Genomic DNA, 18,791 nt, shown 5'->3' on the forward strand with positions numbered 1-18,791 from the left:
TTTCTTGCGCGGCCGTGTGGGAGGATGGTTGAAGAATCCCAGCGTCGCACTTCGGGAGACTGCTCTGACCTTGCACAATGCACAGCATGCGAGGGCCCCGGTGGTCCTGGTCGTCGATGACGACCCGGACATCCTGGAGGCCCTTTCAGAGATTCTGGAAGCCGAAGGCTTCGAAATCCGCCGGGCGCGGAACGGGAAGGAGGCGTTGGATCGGCTCGAGCCCGAACCGCCCAACCTCATCCTGTTGGACCTGATGATGCCGGTGATGGACGGCTGGGAGTTCGCCCAGCGGATGCGGCAGAAGCCGCCCGAGGTGGCGCGCATCCCCCTCATCGTCCTGAGCGCGGACCGCAATGTGGGCAGCAAGGCCGCCGACATTGGCGCGGTGGGGCATCTGGCCAAGCCGTTCGAACTCAACGATTTGTTGGACATGGTTCGCCGCTCGCTGAACCCCGCCGCCGCGTCCACCATCGCGTGACAGATGCCGCATCCGTGTCTTGACCTGCCAGGGGGGCGCCATTACGGTCCCCCTGTCTTTGATTTTCAAATCAACGATCAGGCCAAGGAGTGTGTCGTGAGCGCGAAGGACATCATCGAGAACCAGATTCCGGAGACCCTCAAGGCGAAGCCGGAGCTGGCGAAGGAAATCAACGCCGTCATCGTCTTTGACGTGTCGGGTGAGGGCGGCGGGAAGTGGACGCTGGACGCCACCAAGTCCGAGGGCTGGGTGACGGAAGGTGCGGTCGACAACGCGAAGATGACCATCTCCGTGAGCAACGATGACTTCGTGAAGATCCGCGAGAAGAAGCTCAACGCGCAGATGGCGGCCATGCAGGGCAAGCTGAAGTTCAAGCCCATGGACATGGGCCTCGCGATGAAGCTCGCGAAGCTGCTCTAATTTCCGGCGGACTGGAGCTTTACGGGCGGACGCCGCCCGCTGGCTTCTGTCGCACGCGGCGCGTCTCCTTCACAGGGGCGCGCCGCAGTCGTTTCCACCTCCCCGCCGCTCGCTCCGAGGAATGCCCATGTCGTCGCTCCCGCTCACAGGCCTGCGCGTGCTGGACTTGTCGCGCCTGCTGCCCGGCCCCTACGCCACCCTGGTGCTGGCAGACCTGGGCGCCACCGTGGACAAGGTGGAGGAGCCGGAGGGTGGGGACTACATCCGCCAGATGCCCCCCCTGCGGGATGACGTCAGCGGCCTGTTCTACGGCCTCAATCGGAACAAGCGCTCCCTGACGCTGAACCTGAAGCAGCCCGAGGGCCGCGAGGCGCTGAAGCGGCTGGTGCGCCACTACGACGTGCTGGTGGAGAGCTTCCGGCCTGGCGTCATGGACAAGCTGGGCGTGGGCGAGTCCGTGCTGCGCGCGGAGAACCCCCGGCTCATCTACTGCGCCATCTCCGGCTACGGGCAGACGGGGCCGGATCGGCTGAAGGCGGGGCATGACTTGAACTACGCGGCCCGCGCCGGCCTGCTGGGCTACGGCGGTGAGGCCGGCGGCGCGCCCGCGTTTCCCGGCGTGCAGATGGGGGACATTGGCGGCGGCAGCCTCTTCGCGCTGGTGGGAATCCTGGCGGCGCTGCACGAGCGTGAGCGCACGGGGCAGGGGCGCTTCGTGGACGTGTCCATGACGGACGGCGCGCTGGCCTTCCTGCACATGCACCTGGCGTCGCGCCTCTTCATGGGGACGGAAGGCGCCGCCCTTCAGCGGGGCAAGGATGCGCTCAACGGGGGCTACGCGTGCTACGGCCTGTATCGCACGGCGGATGACCGGTGGCTCGCGGTGGGCGCGCTGGAGCCCAAGTTCTTCGCGGGCGTGTGTGAGCGGCTGGGGCGTCCGGAGCTGCTCGAGGACGCCTACGCCCCAGGTGAGCCCGGCGCGCGCGTGAAGGCGGAGCTGACGCGCCTGTTCGCCGAGCACCCGCTGGCGTACTGGCAGGAGCGCTTCGCGGGCTCCGACCTCTGCATCGAGCCCGTGGCGGAAGGCGACGACGTGCTGAAGGACCCGCAGCTCCAGGCCCGGGGCCTCTTCGTGGAGACGGAGGACGCGGTGCTGGGCCGCAAGGTGACGCACCTGCTGACGCCACTGCGCATGGGCGAGACGCCGCTGCGCGCGCCGCCCGCGCTGGGGCAGCACTCGCGGGAGATTCTGGAAGCGGCGGGCTTTACCGCGCAGGAGCTTGCGCGGCTGGGGCACTGACGGCGGGCGTCCGCCACAGGGCCTCGCCGCGCGCGGCGTGGCAGGTGTCGCCCAACAAGTCCAACGCGAGCTGCGGCTGCCGTTCAGCCAGCGCTGGCCACCCGTCGAAGGCGCCACCGGCTTCCAGCCGGCGCACGGTGTGCTCCAGGGCCGTGCGCGCCCGCTCCACCGTCTGCTGCTGGGCCTTCGTGGGCCGCCACCGGGTGTCGTCGCGGTAGCGGCCGAGCGTCTCCAGCAGGTGCCCCTGGAACTTCAGCATCTGCACCAGCAGGGGCAGCCGGTGCGCGAATGGCGCGTCGGCCAGCGCCGCCTCGTACTGCCGGCCTTCCGAGTCCAGCCGGTACAGCAGCACGTCCACCTGCGCGTCCAGCCGCTTGCGCCACGCCTTGCGCACGGAGGCATGCCGGGCCCAGCCCGCCACGGCCTGGAAGTAGTGAAGCCCGCCGCACGGGTGGGCGTAGATGCCCTGCTTTCGCTTGGGGACCTGCGTCCGCCCCGCGCGCATCGCCGCGGACAGCTCGGCCTGGGCGGCTTCGAGCGTGGCGAGCGCATCCCGCATCACCGCGTCGATGTGGACCGTCGTGCCCTCGCTGGTGCGGAACGTGGCGCCGGGCTCCATCGCCAGGGACAGGGCGTCCAGCGCCCAGGCACCCTCGGGATGGGCCACGAGCGAGGGGCGGAAGTCGAGCTGCAACTGCTCCACCAGCGCCTGCACCATGACGGGGCCCCAGGACGCGTTGAAGCGGTGGCGCACCGGGTAGCCCGCGTGCAGCAGGCTCTTGAGCTGAAGGGCGGGGTGGGGCTCCACCGGCGTGCCGTTGGCGGTTCGGCTGTCGAAGAAGAGCCGCTGGGCGGCGGCGGGGGCGTGGGACGGGGGCGGTGTCCGGCGCAGGTAGCGCGCGATGATGGTGTCCGCAGCGGGCTGACCGTCGCGGGTGCGGAAGTCCCGGCCGTCCAGCGCCGGCCATGGGCCAGCGCCCAGGGGTTGTCAGGCGTGGCGGCCCACTGCCTGCACCGGGAGGCCAGCAGCGAGGACACGTCGGACGGAGGCGCCGCACTCCCGGGGGCCCGCAGCTGGACGGTGGACGGCGCCACCGAGGGCCACGTCACCTCCGCACGCGCGCCAGCCGGGCGGCGGCGCCCAGTCCCATGGTGAGGCTCACGAGGAGGATGGCGGTCATCGTCATGCGGTGGGCTGCCGGGGGAGCTTATGCGCTCGGTCGCGCCAGCGACACCCGCGACGTCCTACGCGCGCCGACCCGAAGCATGGGCCGGCGCGCGTGAGGGTAAAGCTCAGCTCGCCTGGGAGTCGCCGCTGGCCGATTCCGCCTCGGCTGTCAGGCGCGCCAGCATCCGCTCCAGGATGCCGAACACCGCGTCGCGGTCCTCGGGACTCATCAGGCTCAGCACGCGCCGCAGGCTCGCGTCCATGCCCCGGTCGATGCGGGCGAAGACACTGCTGCCCTGCTCGGTGAGGCGCACGACGACGGCGCGCCGGTCCTCCACGTCCCGGGTCCGCTCCACCAGACCCATGCTCTCCAGGCGGTCCACCACACCGGTGATGGTCTTCCGGGTGATGCCCACCCGCAGGGCCAGGACGCCCACCTGCACCGGACCGTCGTTGCCCAGCCACGACAGCGCATGCATCTGCGTGGGCGTGAGCTGGAGGTCCTCGCAGATGCCCGCCAGCGGGTTCTTCAGGGAGCGGTAGCGGCTGAACTCAATCAGCAACTCGTGAAGGCGCCGCGACTCGGGCGTGGAGGCCTCGACGTCTTCCTCCATCAGACCGTGGCTCTCCTCGGAGCCACCGTCCTCGGGAGGGTCCTGGCCCTCCGCGCCCGCGGCGCCGCGCCGATTCGCGAGCGCGGCCGGTTTGTCATCCGGCCGCCGCATCAGGCCGTCTCCACCCGGGCCGCCGCGGCCACGGAAGGCGATTCAGCGCCGTGCTTCGGACCCACCGCGTGCGGCGTACCGGAGGTCGCGTCCGGACCCTTGCGCCGCTTGAACTTCTCGGTGAGCTGGTCCATCAGTGAGTACACCACCGGCACCACGCCCAGGGTGAGGAACGTGGACGTCACCAGACCGCCGATGATGGTGATGGCCATGGGCGCGCGCGTCTCCGCGCCGTCACCCTTGGCGACCGCCACCGGAATCATGCCGGCGATCATCGCGATGGTCGTCATCAGGATGGGACGCAGACGCACGGGAGCGGCCTGGAGCAGGGCTTCCGTCGCCGTCTTGCCTTCCTCACGCAGCTGCAGCGTGAAGTCCACCAGGAGGATGCCGTTCTTCACCACCAGACCCATGAGCATGATGACGCCGATGAGGGCGAACATCGACATGGCCTGACCGGTGACGAGCAGACCGCCAATGGCGCCGATGAGGGCGAAGGGCAGCGACATCATGATGGTGAAGGGGTGGACGATGCTCTCGAACTGCGCCGCGAGAATCATGTAGATGAGGATGATGCCCAGCAGCAGGGCGGAGCCGAAGGCCGCCACGGCCTTGCCCATCTCCTTCGCGTTACCCTCGAAGTCGTAGATGACCGTCTTGGGCAGCTCCTTCTCCGCGTACGCGTTGAGGAAGTTGATGCCATCGCTCAGCGCGTAGCCCGAGGCCAGGTTCGCCAGCAGGGTGATCTGCCGCTTCTGCGACTCGCGGTCGATCTGCACCGGGCCGTCGGCGGGGGTGATGGTCGCGAAGTTGCGCAGCTCCACCAACTGGCCCGTCATGCTGCGCACGGTCAGCTTGCCCAGCGCGTCGGCGGAGGCCAGCGTCTGCGGCGGCAGGGCCACCTTGATTTCGTACGTCTCGCCCCCTCGCGGTAGTCGCCGAACTTGTCGCGGCCCAGGAAGGCACGCAGCGTGGCGCCCAGCGAGGCCGCCGGGACGCCCAGGCTGGCCGCGCGCTCGCGGTCCACCTTGACGTCGTACTGCGGCTTGCCGGAGCGGAACGTCATGTCCACGTCCACCAGGCCCGGATTCTGGCGCATGGCGCCCTGCACCTGCTCGGCGGCCTTCACCACCTCTTCCCAGTTGTCACCGCGGAGGTTGAACTGGATCTGCTGCGTGCGGGCGCCGCCGCCGCCCACGGCCGCGACGTCCTGCACCGTGACGGTGACGCCGCTGCGGGGGTGATGGCGCCGCGCAGGTACGTCTTCAGTTCGCCCTGGTTGAAGGCGCGGTCCTTCAGCGGCACCAGGTTGATGAGCAGCTCGCCCTTGTGCACTTCCTCCTGCACGCCGCCACCGGCGGTGGCGAAGGTGGAGTCGATGCCGGGCAGGGCGCGGACCTGCGCGTCCAGCGCGTCCAGCTCCGCCTGCGTATCCTGCAGCGTGGAGCCGATGGGCAGCTCCACCGCCAGCTTGATGTTGCCGTTGTCCTGCTCCGGGATGAACGTGAACTTCAGGAAGCTGGCCATGAAGAGGGTGACGAAGAGCACCACCACGGCGATGACCAGGGTGATGGCCCGGTGCCGCAGGATGCTGGCCAGGATGTTCCGGTAGCCCGTCTCCGTGGCGACCAGCACCTTCTCCACCGCCGCGGAGATGCCCGTGGGGTTGCCATGGTGGCTCAGCATGCGCGCCGACAGCATGGGCGTGAGCGTCATGGACACGGCGTAGGAGATGAGCACCGCCACGGCCACCGTGACGCCGAACTGGTAGAAGAACATGCCCATCGTCCCGTCCATGAAGGCCACGGGGATGAACACGGCGACGATGGCGAGCGTCACGGCGAACACCGCGAGCGCGATCTGGCTGGCGCCCTCGAGCGCCGCCTGCATGGGCGTCTTTCCCTCTTCCAGGTGACGGACGATGTTCTCGATGACCACGATGGCGTCGTCGATGAGCAGACCGATGGACAGCGTCAGCGCCAGCATCGTGATGACGTTGAACGTGAAGCCCAGGGCCGCCATGACGGCGAAGGTACCGACGACGGACACCGGCAGCGCGATGGCGGCCACCAGCGTGGAGTTCAGGTTGCGCAGGAACACCAGCACGATGAGCACCGCGAGGAAGCCACCGAGCACCAGGTCGAACTGCACCGCGGCGATGGACGAGCGGATGAACCGCGAGTTGTCCGTCACCAGCTCCGTGCGCACGCCCTCGGGCAGCAGGCTGTTGACCTCTCCCAGGGACTCCTTGATGGACTCGGCCACCTGCACCGTGTTGGAGCCGGACTGCTTGCGCACCACCAGCGCCACGGCGCTGCGGTCACCGCTCTTGGCGCTGGAGCGCGCCTCTTCCGGACCGTCCACCACGTCGGCCACGTCACGCACGCGCACCGGCGCGCCGTTGGGGCTGGCGATGATGATGTTGCGCAGCTCGTCCACGCTCTTGGCCTCGGACGTCAGGCGCACCACGCGCTCACGGCCGCTGTCCATGGTGCGGCCACCCGGGACGTCCAGGTTCTGCGCCTGCACGGCCTGGCTCACGTCGCTGACGGCCAGCCCGAAGCCACGCAGCCGCTCCGGATCCACGACGATCTGGATTTCGCGCTCGCGGCCACCGACCACGTCGATGCTGCCCACGCCCGGCTGACGCTGGAGGGCGGGCTTCACGACGTCCTCGGCGACGCGCGTCATCTCTTCAATGGGGAGCGCGCCGGACAGCGACAGCGTCATGATGGGCGCCGCGCCGATGTCGAACTTCTCCACCACCGGCGTCTCGATTTCCGTCGGCAGCTTGCTCAGCGTGGCCTGGACGCGGTCCCGCACGTCCTGCGACGCCACGTCCACCTTGGTGTCCAGGGTGAAGCGGACGACGATCTGGGACACGCTCTCCAGGTTGATGGAGCGCAGCTGCTCCACGCCGTTGAGGGTGTTGAGCGCCTCCTCCAGCGGGTCACTGACGTTCTTCTCCATCGACTCCGGGTCCGCGCCGGGCAGCACCGTGGTGACGGTGACGACGGGGAACTCGACGTCGGGGAACTGGTCCACGCCGATGCGTGGGTAGGCATTGATGCCAAAAACGACCACCGCGAGCATCAGCATCGCGGTGAACACAGGGCGGGTGATGAATGTCTTGAGCATTCAGGAGCTCCGAACTTGAGAGGGGAGGGCAGGCGTCACTGCACTACGCGGACGGCCGTGCCCTCCTTCACGTCCAGGGAGGAGTCGGCGAGCACGCGCTCGTCGGCGCCCAGTCCCTGGAGGATGCGGACGTAACCAGGCAGCACTCGCTCGACGCGCACATCCCGCTTGCGCACCGTGCCGTCCTGCACCACCCACACGAAGCCCTCCTGGCCCCGGGCGCTGACGGCCTGGGTGGGGAGGAAGAGGCCCTTGTCGTCGTCGGCCTGATTCACGGTCGAGAAGTCCAGCTCCACCAGGGCGCCGGGACGCAGCGCCGTGGACGGCTCACCGACCACGTCCGCCAGCACCTCCACCGTGCGGTTGGAGGCGTCCACCACCGCGCCCACGACTGACACCTGCACGTCGAAGCGCGCGCCGCTGGGGCTCACCGTGCCCTGCGTCTTGCTGCCCACGCGGACCTTGTCCACCACGGACTCGGGGACCTGCGCGCGCACTTCCAGCCCCGTCGTGTCGACGATGCTGAACACGGGCGTGGAGGGCGTCATCGCCACCGAGTCACCGACGTTCTTCGTGCGGGCCGTGATGACGCCGTCGAAGGGGGCGATGATGGAGTGGTCGCGCAGCATCTCCTCCGCCAGCCGCAGCCCGGCGGCGGCCTGGGCGGCCTGGGCGGCGGCCTGCTTCTGGCCAATCACGGCCTGATCCAACCCCGCGGCGGCCACGCCACCGGACTCCGCCACCTTCCGGGTGCGCTCCAGGGAGGACGTGGCCAGCTCCAGCGCCGCGTCCGCGGCCTGCTTCACCGCGCGCGCCTGCTCCACGCTGATGGCGACGTTGGAGGCGTCCAGCGACGCCAGCACCTGGCCCTTCTTCACCTTGTCGCCCACCCGCACGTTCATCCTCGAGATGGTGCCGGTCGCCTGGGGCCCCAGGACCGCCTCGTTCTTCGAGCGGATCTGCCCCGTCACGCGGGTGACGTCAGCGCTCAACTCCGTGGCCGGAGTGATGGCGCGCACGCCCAATGCCGCGGGACCCGTCTGCTCGGGGAGGGCCGGCTTGTTGCTGGCCTTGCCACAGCCCGTCGTCACCACCGCTGCCACTGCCGCGGCCATCCACATGCGTCGAATCACGGTCGTCCTGCTCCTGCCGGTCACGGGGCACCTGTCCCCTGGGAGACACTTGCGAGCCGGCTTCTACATGGAAAGTCTGCGGCCCGGAAACTACAGCCTCTGAACTGTCTGTCAAGAGGATACTCCGTAGTGCGGACTATCTTTCCTCCGGCATGTCTAACGGCCGTCCGCCGAGCGGGCAGGAGAAAATGACACGACGCGGTGCATCCGTCCTCTGGCCTGAAGGAGGGGCGCTGTGTGCCGGGGAGGCGGTGCTTGTGGCACCTAGAGGCCCCTGTTATTGATTCAAGAATCAATCCTTTCGCGCCGAGGACACCCCATGCCCCACCCATTCACCGAGGAACACGAGGCCTTCCGCAACACGGTGCGCAGCTTCGTGGAGAAGGAGATGACCCCACACGGCCTCGAGTGGGACCGGGCGGGCATCTTCCCCAAGGAGCTGTTCCGCAAGGCGGGGGACCTGGGCTTCCTGGGCATCAACCACGACCCGAAGTACGGCGGTAGCGGGCTGGACTACTGGTACGTGACGGTGTTCGCGGAGGAGCTGAGCCGCAGCCTCAACGCGGGCGTGAACATGGCGCTGCTGGTGCAGAGCCAGATGGCCACGCCCATCATCAACGAGCTTGGAACGGACGAGCAGAAGCGCGAGTTCCTGGAGCCGGCGCTCAAGGGCGAGAAGATCGCCGCGCTGGGCGTGAGCGAGCCGGGGTGCGGTTCGGACGTGGCCAGCATCAAGACGACGGCGCGCCGGGACGGGGATGACTACGTCATCAACGGCTCGAAGATGTGGATCACCAACGGCACGCGGGCGGACTTCATCACCCTGGCGGTGCGCACGGGCGAGGCCGGCTACGGCGGCATCTCCCTGGTGACGTTCCCCACGGACGTGAAGGGCTTCGGCGTCTCCAAGAAGCTGGACAAGGTGGGCAACCTGTCCTCGGACACCGCCGTCCTCTACTTCGAGGACTGCCGGATTCCGGCCCGCTACGTGCTGGGCGAGGAGAACGAAGGCTTCTACCACATCATGACCAACTTCCAGGGTGAGCGCCTGGTGGGCGCCATCACCACGGTGGCGGGCATGGAGCGGATGGTGGAGGACTCCATCCGCTACGGCAACGAGCGCGAGGCCTTCGGCCGGCCGCTGATGAAGTTCCAGGTGTGGCGCCACAAGTTCGTGGAGCACCTGACGGCCATCGAAGCGGCCAAGCGCCTGACGTACCACGCGGTGGACCTCTTCGACCGGAAGGAGAACCCGGTGAAGGAGGTCTCCATGGCGAAGCTGTTCGCGGGCGACCTGGCCCAGCGCGTGGCCTACGACTGCCAGCAGTTCTACGGCGGCATGGGCTACGTGGAGGAGACCTCCATCGCCCGCATGTGGCGCGACGTGCGCCTCATCACCATCGGCGGCGGCACCTCCGAGGTGATGAAGGAGATCATCTCGAAGCTCTACGGCTTCTAGCGCCGCGCACTCAGGTGCCGTGGCCCAGGCTCACCCCTTCCAGGGGCTTGGGCCCGCTGTCGAGCTCGGCGTGCATGACGGTGTCGTCACGCACGCCCTCCCACTTGGACACCACCAGCGTCGCCACCGTGTTGCCGATGACGTTGGTGATGGCCCGGGCCTCGGACATGAAGCGGTCCACGCCCAGCAGCAGGGCCACGCCTTCCACGGGCACCTTGCCGTTGAGCGCCGCCAGCGTGGCCATCAGCGTGATGAAGCCCGAGCCCGTCACGCCCGCCGCGCCCTTCGACGTCAGCAGCAGCACGCCCAGCAAGGTGAGCTCCTCGCCCAGCGACAGGTCCACGTTCACCGCCTGGGCGATGAAGATGGCCGCCATCGTCAGGTAGATGCACGTCCCGTCCAGGTTGAACGAGTACCCGGTGGGCAGCACCAGCCCGACGGCGCCCCGGTCGCAGCCCAGCGTCTCCAGCCGCTTGAGCAGCCGGGGCAGCGCGGACTCCGACGACGACGTCCCCAGCACGAGCAACAGCTCGCTGCGCATGTAGCGCAGCAGCTTCCACAGCGAGAAGCCGGACAGCCGCGCCACCAGCCCCAGCACCAGGAACACGAAGAGGGCGCAGGTGACGTAGACGGCGATGAGCAGCCGGCCCAGGGAGCTGAGCGATTCGACACCGAACTTGCCCACGGTGAAGGCCATGGCGCCGAAGGCGCCCAGCGGCGCCAGCTTCATGATCATCCCGACGATGCCGAAGAAGACCTGCGCCAGGTCATCCGACAGGTCGAGCACGCGCTGTCCCATGGGCCCCAGGCGGGTGAGCGCCACGCCCGTCAGCACGGCGACGAGCAGCACCTGGAGCAGCTTCCCCTCGGTGAAGGCCGACAGGAAGTCATGCGGGATGATGTCCAGGAGGAAGGGGATGGTGCCCTGCTGCGACGCGGACGCGTGGTACTGGGTGATGCCGGAGGTGTCGATCTGCGCCGGGTCGATGTTCATCCCCGCGCCGGGCTTCAGGGTGTTCACCACCACCATGCCCACGACGAGCGCCAGCGTCGTCAGGACTTCGAAGTAGATGAGCGCCTTGAGGCCGATGCGGCCCACGTGCTTGAGGTCGCCCATCTTCGCGATGCCAGCGACGATGGTGAGGAAGATGACCGGTGCGATGATCATCTTCACCAGCTTGATGAAGCCGTCGCCCAGGGGCTTCATGGACTCGCCCAGGTCCGGCCGCAGCCAGCCGAGGATGATGCCCACCGCGATGGCCAGCAGCACCTGGACGTACAGATTCTTCAACCACCGCATCCGCACCCCTCTCTCGGGAGGCCGCGGACTATAGCGCCCCGGTTCGGCGCTTCGTTGGCGCCAGGCGCCGGCGCAAAGCGGGGGCTTCGGGTGGCGGGCTGCGTCACTTCTTGCGGAACAGCGCCTCCGCGGCGTTCAGCAGGGCGTCCCGGCTCTCCTTCTCATGGATGCCGCCTTCGCCAATCTGGAACAGCTCACAGAAGTTGGCGCCGTCCTTGTCCTTGGGCACCTCGGCGAAGGGCTCCTTGCACTCCTTCGCCACGCCCAGGTCGAAGTGACGGCAGTTGCGGCACGAACGGATGTCCTCGCCGCAGTGGGGGCACTCGTCACGCCGGCCCACCTGGTTCGCGATGATGTCCAGTGGGTGTCCACAGTGCGCGCAGCCGGGCATGGCCTCCTCCATGAAACGGGGACGCCATTGTGCCAGCGGGCCGCGCCCGGCGGCGAGCGCTCAGCGCTGCGGACTGGGCATCAACGCCTGGACGGGCTCCGGGGAAGCGGACTCCCGGGCGGTGCTCTCATGTGCCCCGCTGCCCGTGGCATCGAGCAACTGGTCGTTCAGCCGCTTGAGGAGGAACAGGAGGTACGCGGAGACGGTGGCCAGCGCGGCGATCAGCACGCCCAGCAGCATCCCGCGCTGCCACAGGTGTGCCTTCTCCAGGATGGCCCGGCGCTCCGCGAACGTCTTCAACTGGGCGTCCGCCGCGGCGCCGTCGAACCGGGCCGCGTAGTCCTCCGCCTGGGCGGTGCCGCGCTCCATCAGCCACTGGCCCTGCACCTGAAGGGCGTCCGCGCGGGTGTAGCAGTAGGCGGAGCCCCCAGCCGACAGCAGGGAGATGCACAGCGCCGTCATCACGCTCCGGGTCGTGCCCATCCTACGTCCTCCGGACTGGCCGTTGCACGGGGAGTGACACCCGCGACTGCTCCGGCTTCCCGAAGACAGTAGCGGATGCTAGGGAGCCCCTCTGACATGGGCAAGCCCTACCGTCCTAAAGACCACTATTTCCAGAAGGCCAAGCAAGAGGGCCTGCGGGCACGTTCGGCCTTCAAGGTCGATGAACTCATCAAGCGCTTCCCCATGGTGAAGAAGGGGCACGTCGTGCTCGACCTGGGGGCGGCGCCGGGAGGATTCCTCCAGATATTGGCGGACGCCGTGGGGCCGAAGGGCCGCGTCATCGGCGTGGACATCGTCGCCATCCGTCCCTTCAGCCAGCCCTTCGTGCAGACGGCGGTGTTGGACGTGCTCGCGGACGACTTCGACGCGAAGCTGACCGAGCTTCATGCCGGCCCCTTCGACGCCGTCATCTCCGACATGGCCCCCAAGACGAGCGGCATCAAGGCCACCGACGAGGCGCGCAGCCTGCGGCTCGCGGGCAAGGCGCTGGAGTTGGCCGCGGCGCGGGGCCGGCCCGGGTCGTCCTTCGTGGCCAAGGTCTTCATGGGCCGGGACTTCGAGGACTTCCGCAACCAGATCCGCGCCCTCTTCGAAGAGGTGAAGGTGGTCCGGCCGGAGGCTACCCGCGGCGCCAGCATGGAGGTCTACCTGGTGGGTCTTCGCCGCCGTGCGCCAGAGGCCCCGGAGGCGAACTGACGTTCATTGTGGAACGTTCGGGTGTCCGGCTGTGTCTAGAGTGCCGACATGCATCGGACCCCCTGGACCCGCGCACCCTTTGTTCGCTTCTGGCTGTTCGCCCTGCTGCTGCTGACCTCGCCCGTGCTGGGGCAGGGCAAGGCGCCGCCTTCGTGGAAGGCCATCGAGAGGATGGCCGAAGAGCAGAAGCTGGAGGCCGCCGCCCAGGGCGCCGAGGCCCGGCTGGCGCAGGCGAAGTCCAAGGGCGACGAGGCCGAGTGGACGCGCGCGCTGGTGCGCACGGTGCAACTGCGCACCGACTTGCATGGCTACGAGACGGCGGTGCGCTTCCTGCGCGAGCAGCCCTGGCCCAAGGGCACGTTGCCTCGCGCGACGCTGAACCTCTTCTACGCGAACGCGCTCGTCGCCTATGCGCAGGTCTACGGCTGGGAGGTGCGCCAGCGCGAGTCCGTGGCGTCCTCCGGGCCGGTGGACCTCAAGGCGTGGACCTACGAGGAGATTCTGACCGAGGCCCAGCGGGCCTACGAGGAGGTGTGGAAGCAGCGGCAGCAACTGGGCGGTGAGCCCCTGAAGGCGCTGTCCGAGTACGTGAAGCCCAACACCTACCCGGAGGGGCTGCGCTCCACGCTGCGGGATGCCGTGTCGTACCTGCGCGTGTCGCTGCTGGCGGACAGCTCGCACTGGCGGCCCGAGCAGGCCCATGAGGTGTACCGCCTGGACCTGGGCGCGCTCCTGGAGGGGACGCCCAAGGTGGCGCTGACGGACCCCGGCGTCCATCCGCTGGTGAAGGTGGCGGCGGTGCTCGGGGACCTGGAGGCGTGGCACCAGTCCGCGGGGCGGCGCGAGTCGGCGCTGGAGGCCCGGCTGCAGCGCTACACGGTGCTGCACCAGCACTTCACGGACACGGCCGACCGGACCCGCATCCGGCAACACCGCCGCCTTGCTGCCCGCGTTCCGCGACGTGCCCTGGTCGACCATGGGGCAGGCCCAGCTCGTGGAGATGGAGCGAGTGGCGGACCACGCCGTGCGTGCCCACTCGCTGGCGAAGGCGTGCGTGGCCACCTACCCCCAGTCCACGGGGGCGCAGCGCTGCCGCGTGCTCATGGCCGCCATCGAGGCGCCCGAGTTCAGCATGGGCTCGCTGGCGTCGGACGGGCCGGGCCGCCGCTCCGTCGAGGTCACCCACCGCAACGTGTCCATGCTGCACTTTCGTGCGTACTCCGTGGACCTGGAGAAGCGGTTGGCCCAGGTGGATGACTACAACCTCATGCCGGACAGTGCGCCGTTGAAGGCCCTGGTGAAGGGCCAGCGTCCGGTGGCCACCTGGAGCGTGCCGCTGCCGAAGACGGAGGACTTCCGGGAGCACCGCACCTTCGTCACGCCGCCGCTCACGGCCCGGGGGACGTACGTCATCATGGCCTCCGCCCACGAGGACTTCCGCGCGACGAACAACCGCATCGTCGCGGTGTACCTGACGGTGACGCCCTGGGTCATCGTCGCGCGGCCCTCGAACGGGGACCAGCTGGAGGTGCGGCTGGTGGACGGCGACACCGGCGAGCCCGTGCCGAAGGTTCCCCTGCGGCTCATCCGCGTCGACTACAAGCAGGGCTTCAAGGAGGCGGCGCGCATCCTCTCGGACGCGGACGGCGCGGCCACCTTCGACTCGGTCCCGGGCGATGGCTACCGCAGCTACGTCCTGGTGGCCGGCGTCGGACGGAACGCGCTGCTGCACCCGGGCCAGGTGCCGTTCTACAAGCGCCATCAGTCCGGGGACGTCCAATCGGCGCTCGTCTTCACCGATCGCGCGGTGTACCGGCCCCAGCAGAAGGTGCTGTGGAAGGCGGTGGCCTTCAGCGGCCGGGGCGAGCAGGCGCGCTACCAGACGCTGGCGGACCGCCCGCTCCAGGTGACGCTGTTCGATCCGAACCACGAGGTGGTGGAGTCCCGGGAGGTCCGCACCAACGACTTCGGCTCCGCCGCGGGCGAGTTCACGATTCCCACCGGCCGGATGCTGGGGGCGTGGTCCGTGATTGTGAGCGCGGGGGGCCGCGCGGCGATTCGCGTGGAGGAGTACAAGCGGCCCACCTTCGAGGTGACGCTGAAGGACGCGAAGGCGCAGCTGCGCCTCAACCGGCCCGCGACATTCCAGGGCGAGGCCCGCTACTACTTCGGCATGCCGGTGACGTCCGGCTCCGTGCGGTGGCGTGCGTACCGCGAGCCGGTGCTGCCCTGGTGGTGGTGGGGCCCGCCGTCCGGTGCCTCGCAGCGGCAGGTGGTGGCGACGGGCACGTCGCCGCTGGGCGCGGACGGAGGCTTCACCATCGGCTTCACCCCAGAGGCGGATGAGCGGTCCGCGGCCACCCCGGGGCTGACATGGAACTACCGCATCGAGGCGGACGCGACGGACGAAGGCGGTGAGACGCGCTCGGCCAGCCGGGCCTTCCGGCTGGGCTTCGTCGCCGTGGAGGCGCGCGTGGACCTGGACACGGGGTTCCTCCGCGAGGGCGCCGCGGCCGAGGTTCGGCTGACGCGCTCCACGCTGGATGGCGCGCCGCAGCCGGGGCCGGGCAAGTGGCGGCTGGTGGCGCTGAATCAGCCCGCGCAGCCCCTGCTGCCCGCGGACGAGCCCTCCGGCCTGCCGGAGTACAAGGACCCCGAGGCGGTGTTCACGCCCACGCCTGGAGACAATCTGCGTCCTCGGTGGTTCGGCGCGTATTCGCCGGAGTCCACCATTCGCGGCTGGACGGATGGGGCTGAGCAGGCGACCGGCTCGGTGCAGCACGACGCCGAGGGCCTGGCCGTGCTGAAGCTGCCGTCGCTCAAGGCGGGCGCGTACCGGCTCCACTACGAGACGACGGACGCCTTCGGTCAGACGTACACCGTGGGGCGCGAGCTGGTGGTGGCCGGGAAGACGACGCCCCTCGCGGTGCCCGCGATGCTGGTGGCCGAGCGGGAGACGGCGCGGGTGGGAGAGGTGGTGCGGTTGATGGCCGTCTCGGGGTTCAAGGGACAGCCGCTGCTGCTCGACATCTACCAGGGCGAGCGGCTCATCTCCCGGCGCAAGCTCACCGCGGGCCCGTCTTCCGGAGTCGTGGAGGTGCCGGTGACGGCGGAGCTGCGCGGCGGCTTCACCGTGGCGCTGTCCACGGTGCGTGACTACCAGTTCCTGTTCTTCTCGAAGTCCATCTTCGTTCCTTGGGACGACAAGGAGCTGCAGCTGGAGTTCGCCACCTTCCGCGACACGCTGCGCCCGGGCGCGAAGGAGACCTGGCGCGTGACGGTGAAGGGGCCGAAGGGCGCGAAGGTGGAGGCGGGCACTGCCGAGCTGCTCGCGTACATGTATGACCAGTCACTGGACCTGTTCGCGAAGCAGACGCCGCCCAGCGTGGCGTCGCTGTATCCCCAGCGGCACGCCTCCGTGGACATGCAGTCGTCGGCGAGCATGGGGGACACCCGGTGGGTGGTGAACGCGCGATATGGCGAGGTGCCGGGCTGGACACCGCCTGCGCCTGACGCCTTGCTCTTCGGGAATGGCTTCGAGGTGGGCGGCCCAGGTCGGCGGCGGATGCGGCAGATGGTTCGCGGTGGGATGGGCGGCGTGCGGGAGGGTGCCGCGCCAAGGGCCGCCATGGCCACGGCATCGGCTTCGGGCGAGCCGCCGCCCCCGCCGCCCGCCGAGGCGCCTGTCCGGGCCGAGGCGAAGATGCAGGCGGACAAGGAAGAGCGCTTTGGCAGCGGAGGCGCGACTCCGGACGCGCCGCAGCCGCTGCGCTCCAACTTCGCGGAGACCGCGTTCTGGGCGCCCCAGGTGCTCACCGGGGCGGATGGCTCGGCGACGCTGGAGTTCACCGTGCCGGACTCGGTGACGGCATGGAGCGTCTGGGTGCACGCCGTCACGCGCGACTTGAAGGGCGGCTCGCTGCAGCGCGCCTCCCGGAGCGTGAAGGAGCTGATGGTGCGCCCCTATGTGCCGCGCTTCCTGCGCGAGGGCGACCGCGCGGTGTTGGAGGTGATGGTGAACAACGCGGCGTCGCGCCCGATGCAGGGCACGCTCACGTTGGACATCCAGGACCTGGAGCTGCAGAAGAGCGTGCTGTCGGACTTCGGCGTCCAGAAGGCGTCGCAGTCCTTCCGCGTGGAGGCGGGGAAGGGGACGCGCCTGCGCTTCCCGCTCACCACGCCCACGCGGGTGGGGCCCGTTGCCTTCCGGGTGGTGGCGCGCTCGGAGAATCACAGTGATGGTGAGCTGCGCCCGCTGCCGGTGTTGCCGGGCCGGATGCACCTGGCGCAGTCGCGCTTCGTGACGCTGAAGGGCAAGGACTCCAAGACGATGCAGTTCGAGGACCTGCGCGCGGGCGGCGACTCGACGCGGGTGAACGAGCAGCTGGTCGTCACGGTGGACACGCAGCTGTTCTATTCGGCGCTCCAGGCGCTGCCGTACCTGGTGGACTACCCCTACGAGTGCACGGAGCAGACGCTCAACCGCTTCGTGTCGACGGGCATCCTGTCCAGCCTGTACGGGCAGTACCCGTCGGTGGCGCGGATGGCCAAACAGCTGAGCGAGCGCCCCACCCAGTTGGAGACGTGGGACGCGGTGGACCCCAACCGGAAGATGGCGCTGGAGGAGACGCCCTGGCTGGAGATGGCGAAGGGCGGCGCCGGGCCGGAGGCCGGTCTGGTGAAGGTGTTGGACCCGAAGGTCGCCGCCGCCGAACGCACGTCCGCGCTGGCGAAGCTCCGCAAGGCGCAGACGTCCAGCGGCGGCTTCCCCTGGTGGCCGGGGGGGCCTCCGTCGCCGTACATGACGCTCTACATCGTGCATGGCCTCTCCCGCGCGATGGAGTTCGGCGTGGAAGTCCCGCCGGAAATCACCCGGGGCGCCTGGGGCTACCTGGCGCGGCACTTCCGCGAGGAGTACGCGACGAAGCTGATGAAGGAGGAGCGCGGCTGGGAGTTCCTCACGTTCCTCAACTACACGGCCTCCGCGTATCCGAACGCGAGCTACACCGGTGAGGCCCTCACCGAGGCGGAGCGGGCGCGGATGCTCGCGTTCAGCTACAAGCACTGGAAGAAGCACTCGCCCTACCTCAAGGGCTACCTGGCGCTGACGCTGAAGCGCGCGGGGCGCGGCGCGGACGCCAACCGCGTCTGGGAGAGCGTCATGGACTCGGCGAAGACGAGTCCCGAGCTGGGCACCTACTGGGCGCAGGAGGACCGCAGCTGGCTCTGGTACAACGACACCACGGAGACGCACGCCTTCGCGCTGCGCACGCTGACGGAGCTCAATCCGAAGGACGCGCGCCGCGAGGGCCTGGTCCAGTGGCTGCTGCTGAACAAGAAGCTCAACCACTGGAAGTCCACTCGCGCCACGGCGGAGTCGGTGTACGCGCTGGTGAAGTACCTCCAGGCGGAAGGCGCGCTGGGCGTGCGCGAGGACGCCCAGGTGACGGTGGGCCCGCGCGTGGTGCGCATGTCCTTCGCCCCGGACGAGTACACGGGCAAGAAGAACCAGGTCGTCGTGCCCGGGCCGGAGTTGAACCCGGCGACGATGAGCTCGGTGGTGGTGGAGAAGACGACGCCGGGCTTCGCCTTCGCATCCGCGACGTGGCACTTCTCCACGGAGAAGCTGCCGGACAGCGACCGCGGGGACTTCTTCCAGGTGTCGCGGCGCTACTTCCTGCGTGAGCGGCAGGGGAAGGACGCCAGGCTCGTGCCGCTGGCCGAGGGCGCCGTGGTGCTCCCCGGAGACGAAGTGGAGGTGCAGCTCTCCCTGCGCGCGAAGCACGCGGCGGAGTACGTGCACCTGAGAGATCCGCGCGCCGCGGGCCTGGAGCCGGAGAACGTGCAGTCCCGTCACCGCTGGGACTTGGGCATCGTCTGGTACGAGGAGACGCGCGACTCCGGCACCAACTTCTTCTTCGAGCAGCTGCCCGCGGGTGAGTACACCTTCAAGTACCGGCTGCGCGCCAACATGGCCGGCCAGTTCAAGGTGGGCCCCGCCACGGTGCAGTCCATGTACGCGCCGGAGTTCACCGCGTACTCGGCCGGGGCGGTGCTCACGGTGGGCGCGGCGAAGTAG

The 18,791-nt window shown here is 69.2% G+C and carries 13 protein-coding genes and 1 pseudogene; 7 read left to right on the top strand and 7 right to left on the bottom strand.

All coding sequences use genetic code 11. From position 1 onward, the window contains the following. Positions 1-100: 100 nt before the first annotated feature. The 3 genes from QEG98_RS15580 to QEG98_RS15590 all read left to right on the top strand — a co-directional run bounded on the left by QEG98_RS15580 (position 101) and on the right by QEG98_RS15590 (position 2,198). On the top strand, positions 101-478 hold the full coding sequence (locus tag QEG98_RS15580) for a response regulator (protein ID WP_011553018.1): 378 nt from the start codon (positions 101-103) through the stop codon (positions 476-478). Between the two features lie 96 nt (positions 479-574). Continuing rightward, a complete protein-coding gene (locus tag QEG98_RS15585; protein WP_011553019.1) occupies positions 575-898 on the top strand; it encodes an SCP2 sterol-binding domain-containing protein in 324 nt (107 codons plus the stop codon). Between the two features lie 127 nt (positions 899-1,025). Next, positions 1,026-2,198: a CaiB/BaiF CoA transferase family protein gene (locus QEG98_RS15590; RefSeq protein WP_090492823.1), complete on the top strand. Its 1,173-nt coding sequence runs from the start codon at positions 1,026-1,028 to the stop codon at positions 2,196-2,198. On the opposite strand, the gene QEG98_RS15595 is transcribed toward QEG98_RS15590, so the two are convergent. From QEG98_RS15595 to QEG98_RS15610, 4 genes and pseudogenes are all read right to left on the bottom strand, one after another. After that, the gene (locus QEG98_RS15595) at positions 2,164-3,006 is read right to left on the bottom strand and encodes a hypothetical protein (protein WP_316567250.1); all 843 of its coding nucleotides are present in this window, start codon (positions 3,004-3,006) and stop codon (positions 2,164-2,166) included. The genes QEG98_RS15590 and QEG98_RS15595 overlap by 35 nt on opposite strands. A 485-nt stretch (positions 3,007-3,491) precedes the next feature. Then, the gene (locus QEG98_RS15600; RefSeq protein ID WP_316567251.1) at positions 3,492-4,091 is read right to left on the bottom strand and encodes a MarR family transcriptional regulator; all 600 of its coding nucleotides are present in this window, start codon (positions 4,089-4,091) and stop codon (positions 3,492-3,494) included. Continuing rightward, a pseudogene (locus tag QEG98_RS15605) lies at positions 4,091-7,229 on the bottom strand (efflux RND transporter permease subunit). Before QEG98_RS15605 ends, QEG98_RS15600 begins: the two are co-directional and overlap by 1 nt. 35 nt (positions 7,230-7,264) lie before the next feature. Next, entirely contained in the window at positions 7,265-8,386 is a 1,122-nt protein-coding gene (locus QEG98_RS15610; protein ID WP_316567252.1) for an efflux RND transporter periplasmic adaptor subunit, read from the bottom strand. 295 nt (positions 8,387-8,681) lie between these two features. Between QEG98_RS15610 and QEG98_RS15615 the strand changes: the two genes are divergently transcribed. Then, complete coding sequence (locus QEG98_RS15615) at positions 8,682-9,821, top strand: acyl-CoA dehydrogenase family protein (protein WP_316567253.1); 1,140 nt, start codon at positions 8,682-8,684, stop codon at positions 9,819-9,821. 10 nt (positions 9,822-9,831) lie between these two features. On the opposite strand, the gene dctA is transcribed toward QEG98_RS15615, so the two are convergent. From dctA to QEG98_RS15630, 3 genes are all read right to left on the bottom strand, one after another. Further along, positions 9,832-11,121, bottom strand: a complete 1,290-nt coding sequence (dctA, locus tag QEG98_RS15620; RefSeq protein ID WP_316567254.1) for a C4-dicarboxylate transporter DctA — start codon at positions 11,119-11,121, stop codon at positions 9,832-9,834. 103 nt (positions 11,122-11,224) lie between these two features. Continuing rightward, positions 11,225-11,512, bottom strand: a complete 288-nt coding sequence (locus QEG98_RS15625; RefSeq protein WP_090492998.1) for a hypothetical protein — start codon at positions 11,510-11,512, stop codon at positions 11,225-11,227. 60 nt (positions 11,513-11,572) lie between these two features. Further along, positions 11,573-11,995 carry a hypothetical protein gene (locus QEG98_RS15630; protein WP_316567255.1) on the bottom strand — a complete coding sequence of 141 codons (423 nt, stop codon included), beginning with the start codon at positions 11,993-11,995 and terminating at the stop codon, positions 11,573-11,575. Positions 11,996-12,070: 75 nt separating this feature from the next. On the opposite strand from QEG98_RS15630, the gene QEG98_RS15635 reads away from it, so the two are divergent. From QEG98_RS15635 to QEG98_RS15645, 3 genes are all read left to right on the top strand, one after another. After that, positions 12,071-12,712: an SAM-dependent methyltransferase gene (locus tag QEG98_RS15635; RefSeq protein ID WP_090492839.1), complete on the top strand. Its 642-nt coding sequence runs from the start codon at positions 12,071-12,073 to the stop codon at positions 12,710-12,712. Between the two features lie 48 nt (positions 12,713-12,760). Next, positions 12,761-13,969 carry a hypothetical protein gene (locus QEG98_RS15640; protein WP_316567256.1) on the top strand — a complete coding sequence of 403 codons (1,209 nt, stop codon included), beginning with the start codon at positions 12,761-12,763 and terminating at the stop codon, positions 13,967-13,969. A gap of 157 nt (positions 13,970-14,126) precedes the next feature. After that, complete coding sequence (locus QEG98_RS15645; RefSeq protein WP_316567900.1) at positions 14,127-18,791, top strand: alpha-2-macroglobulin family protein; 4,665 nt, start codon at positions 14,127-14,129, stop codon at positions 18,789-18,791.

The organism is Myxococcus sp. MxC21-1, assembly GCF_032612255.1.
Classification (GTDB): Bacteria; Myxococcota; Myxococcia; order Myxococcales; family Myxococcaceae; genus Myxococcus; species Myxococcus virescens.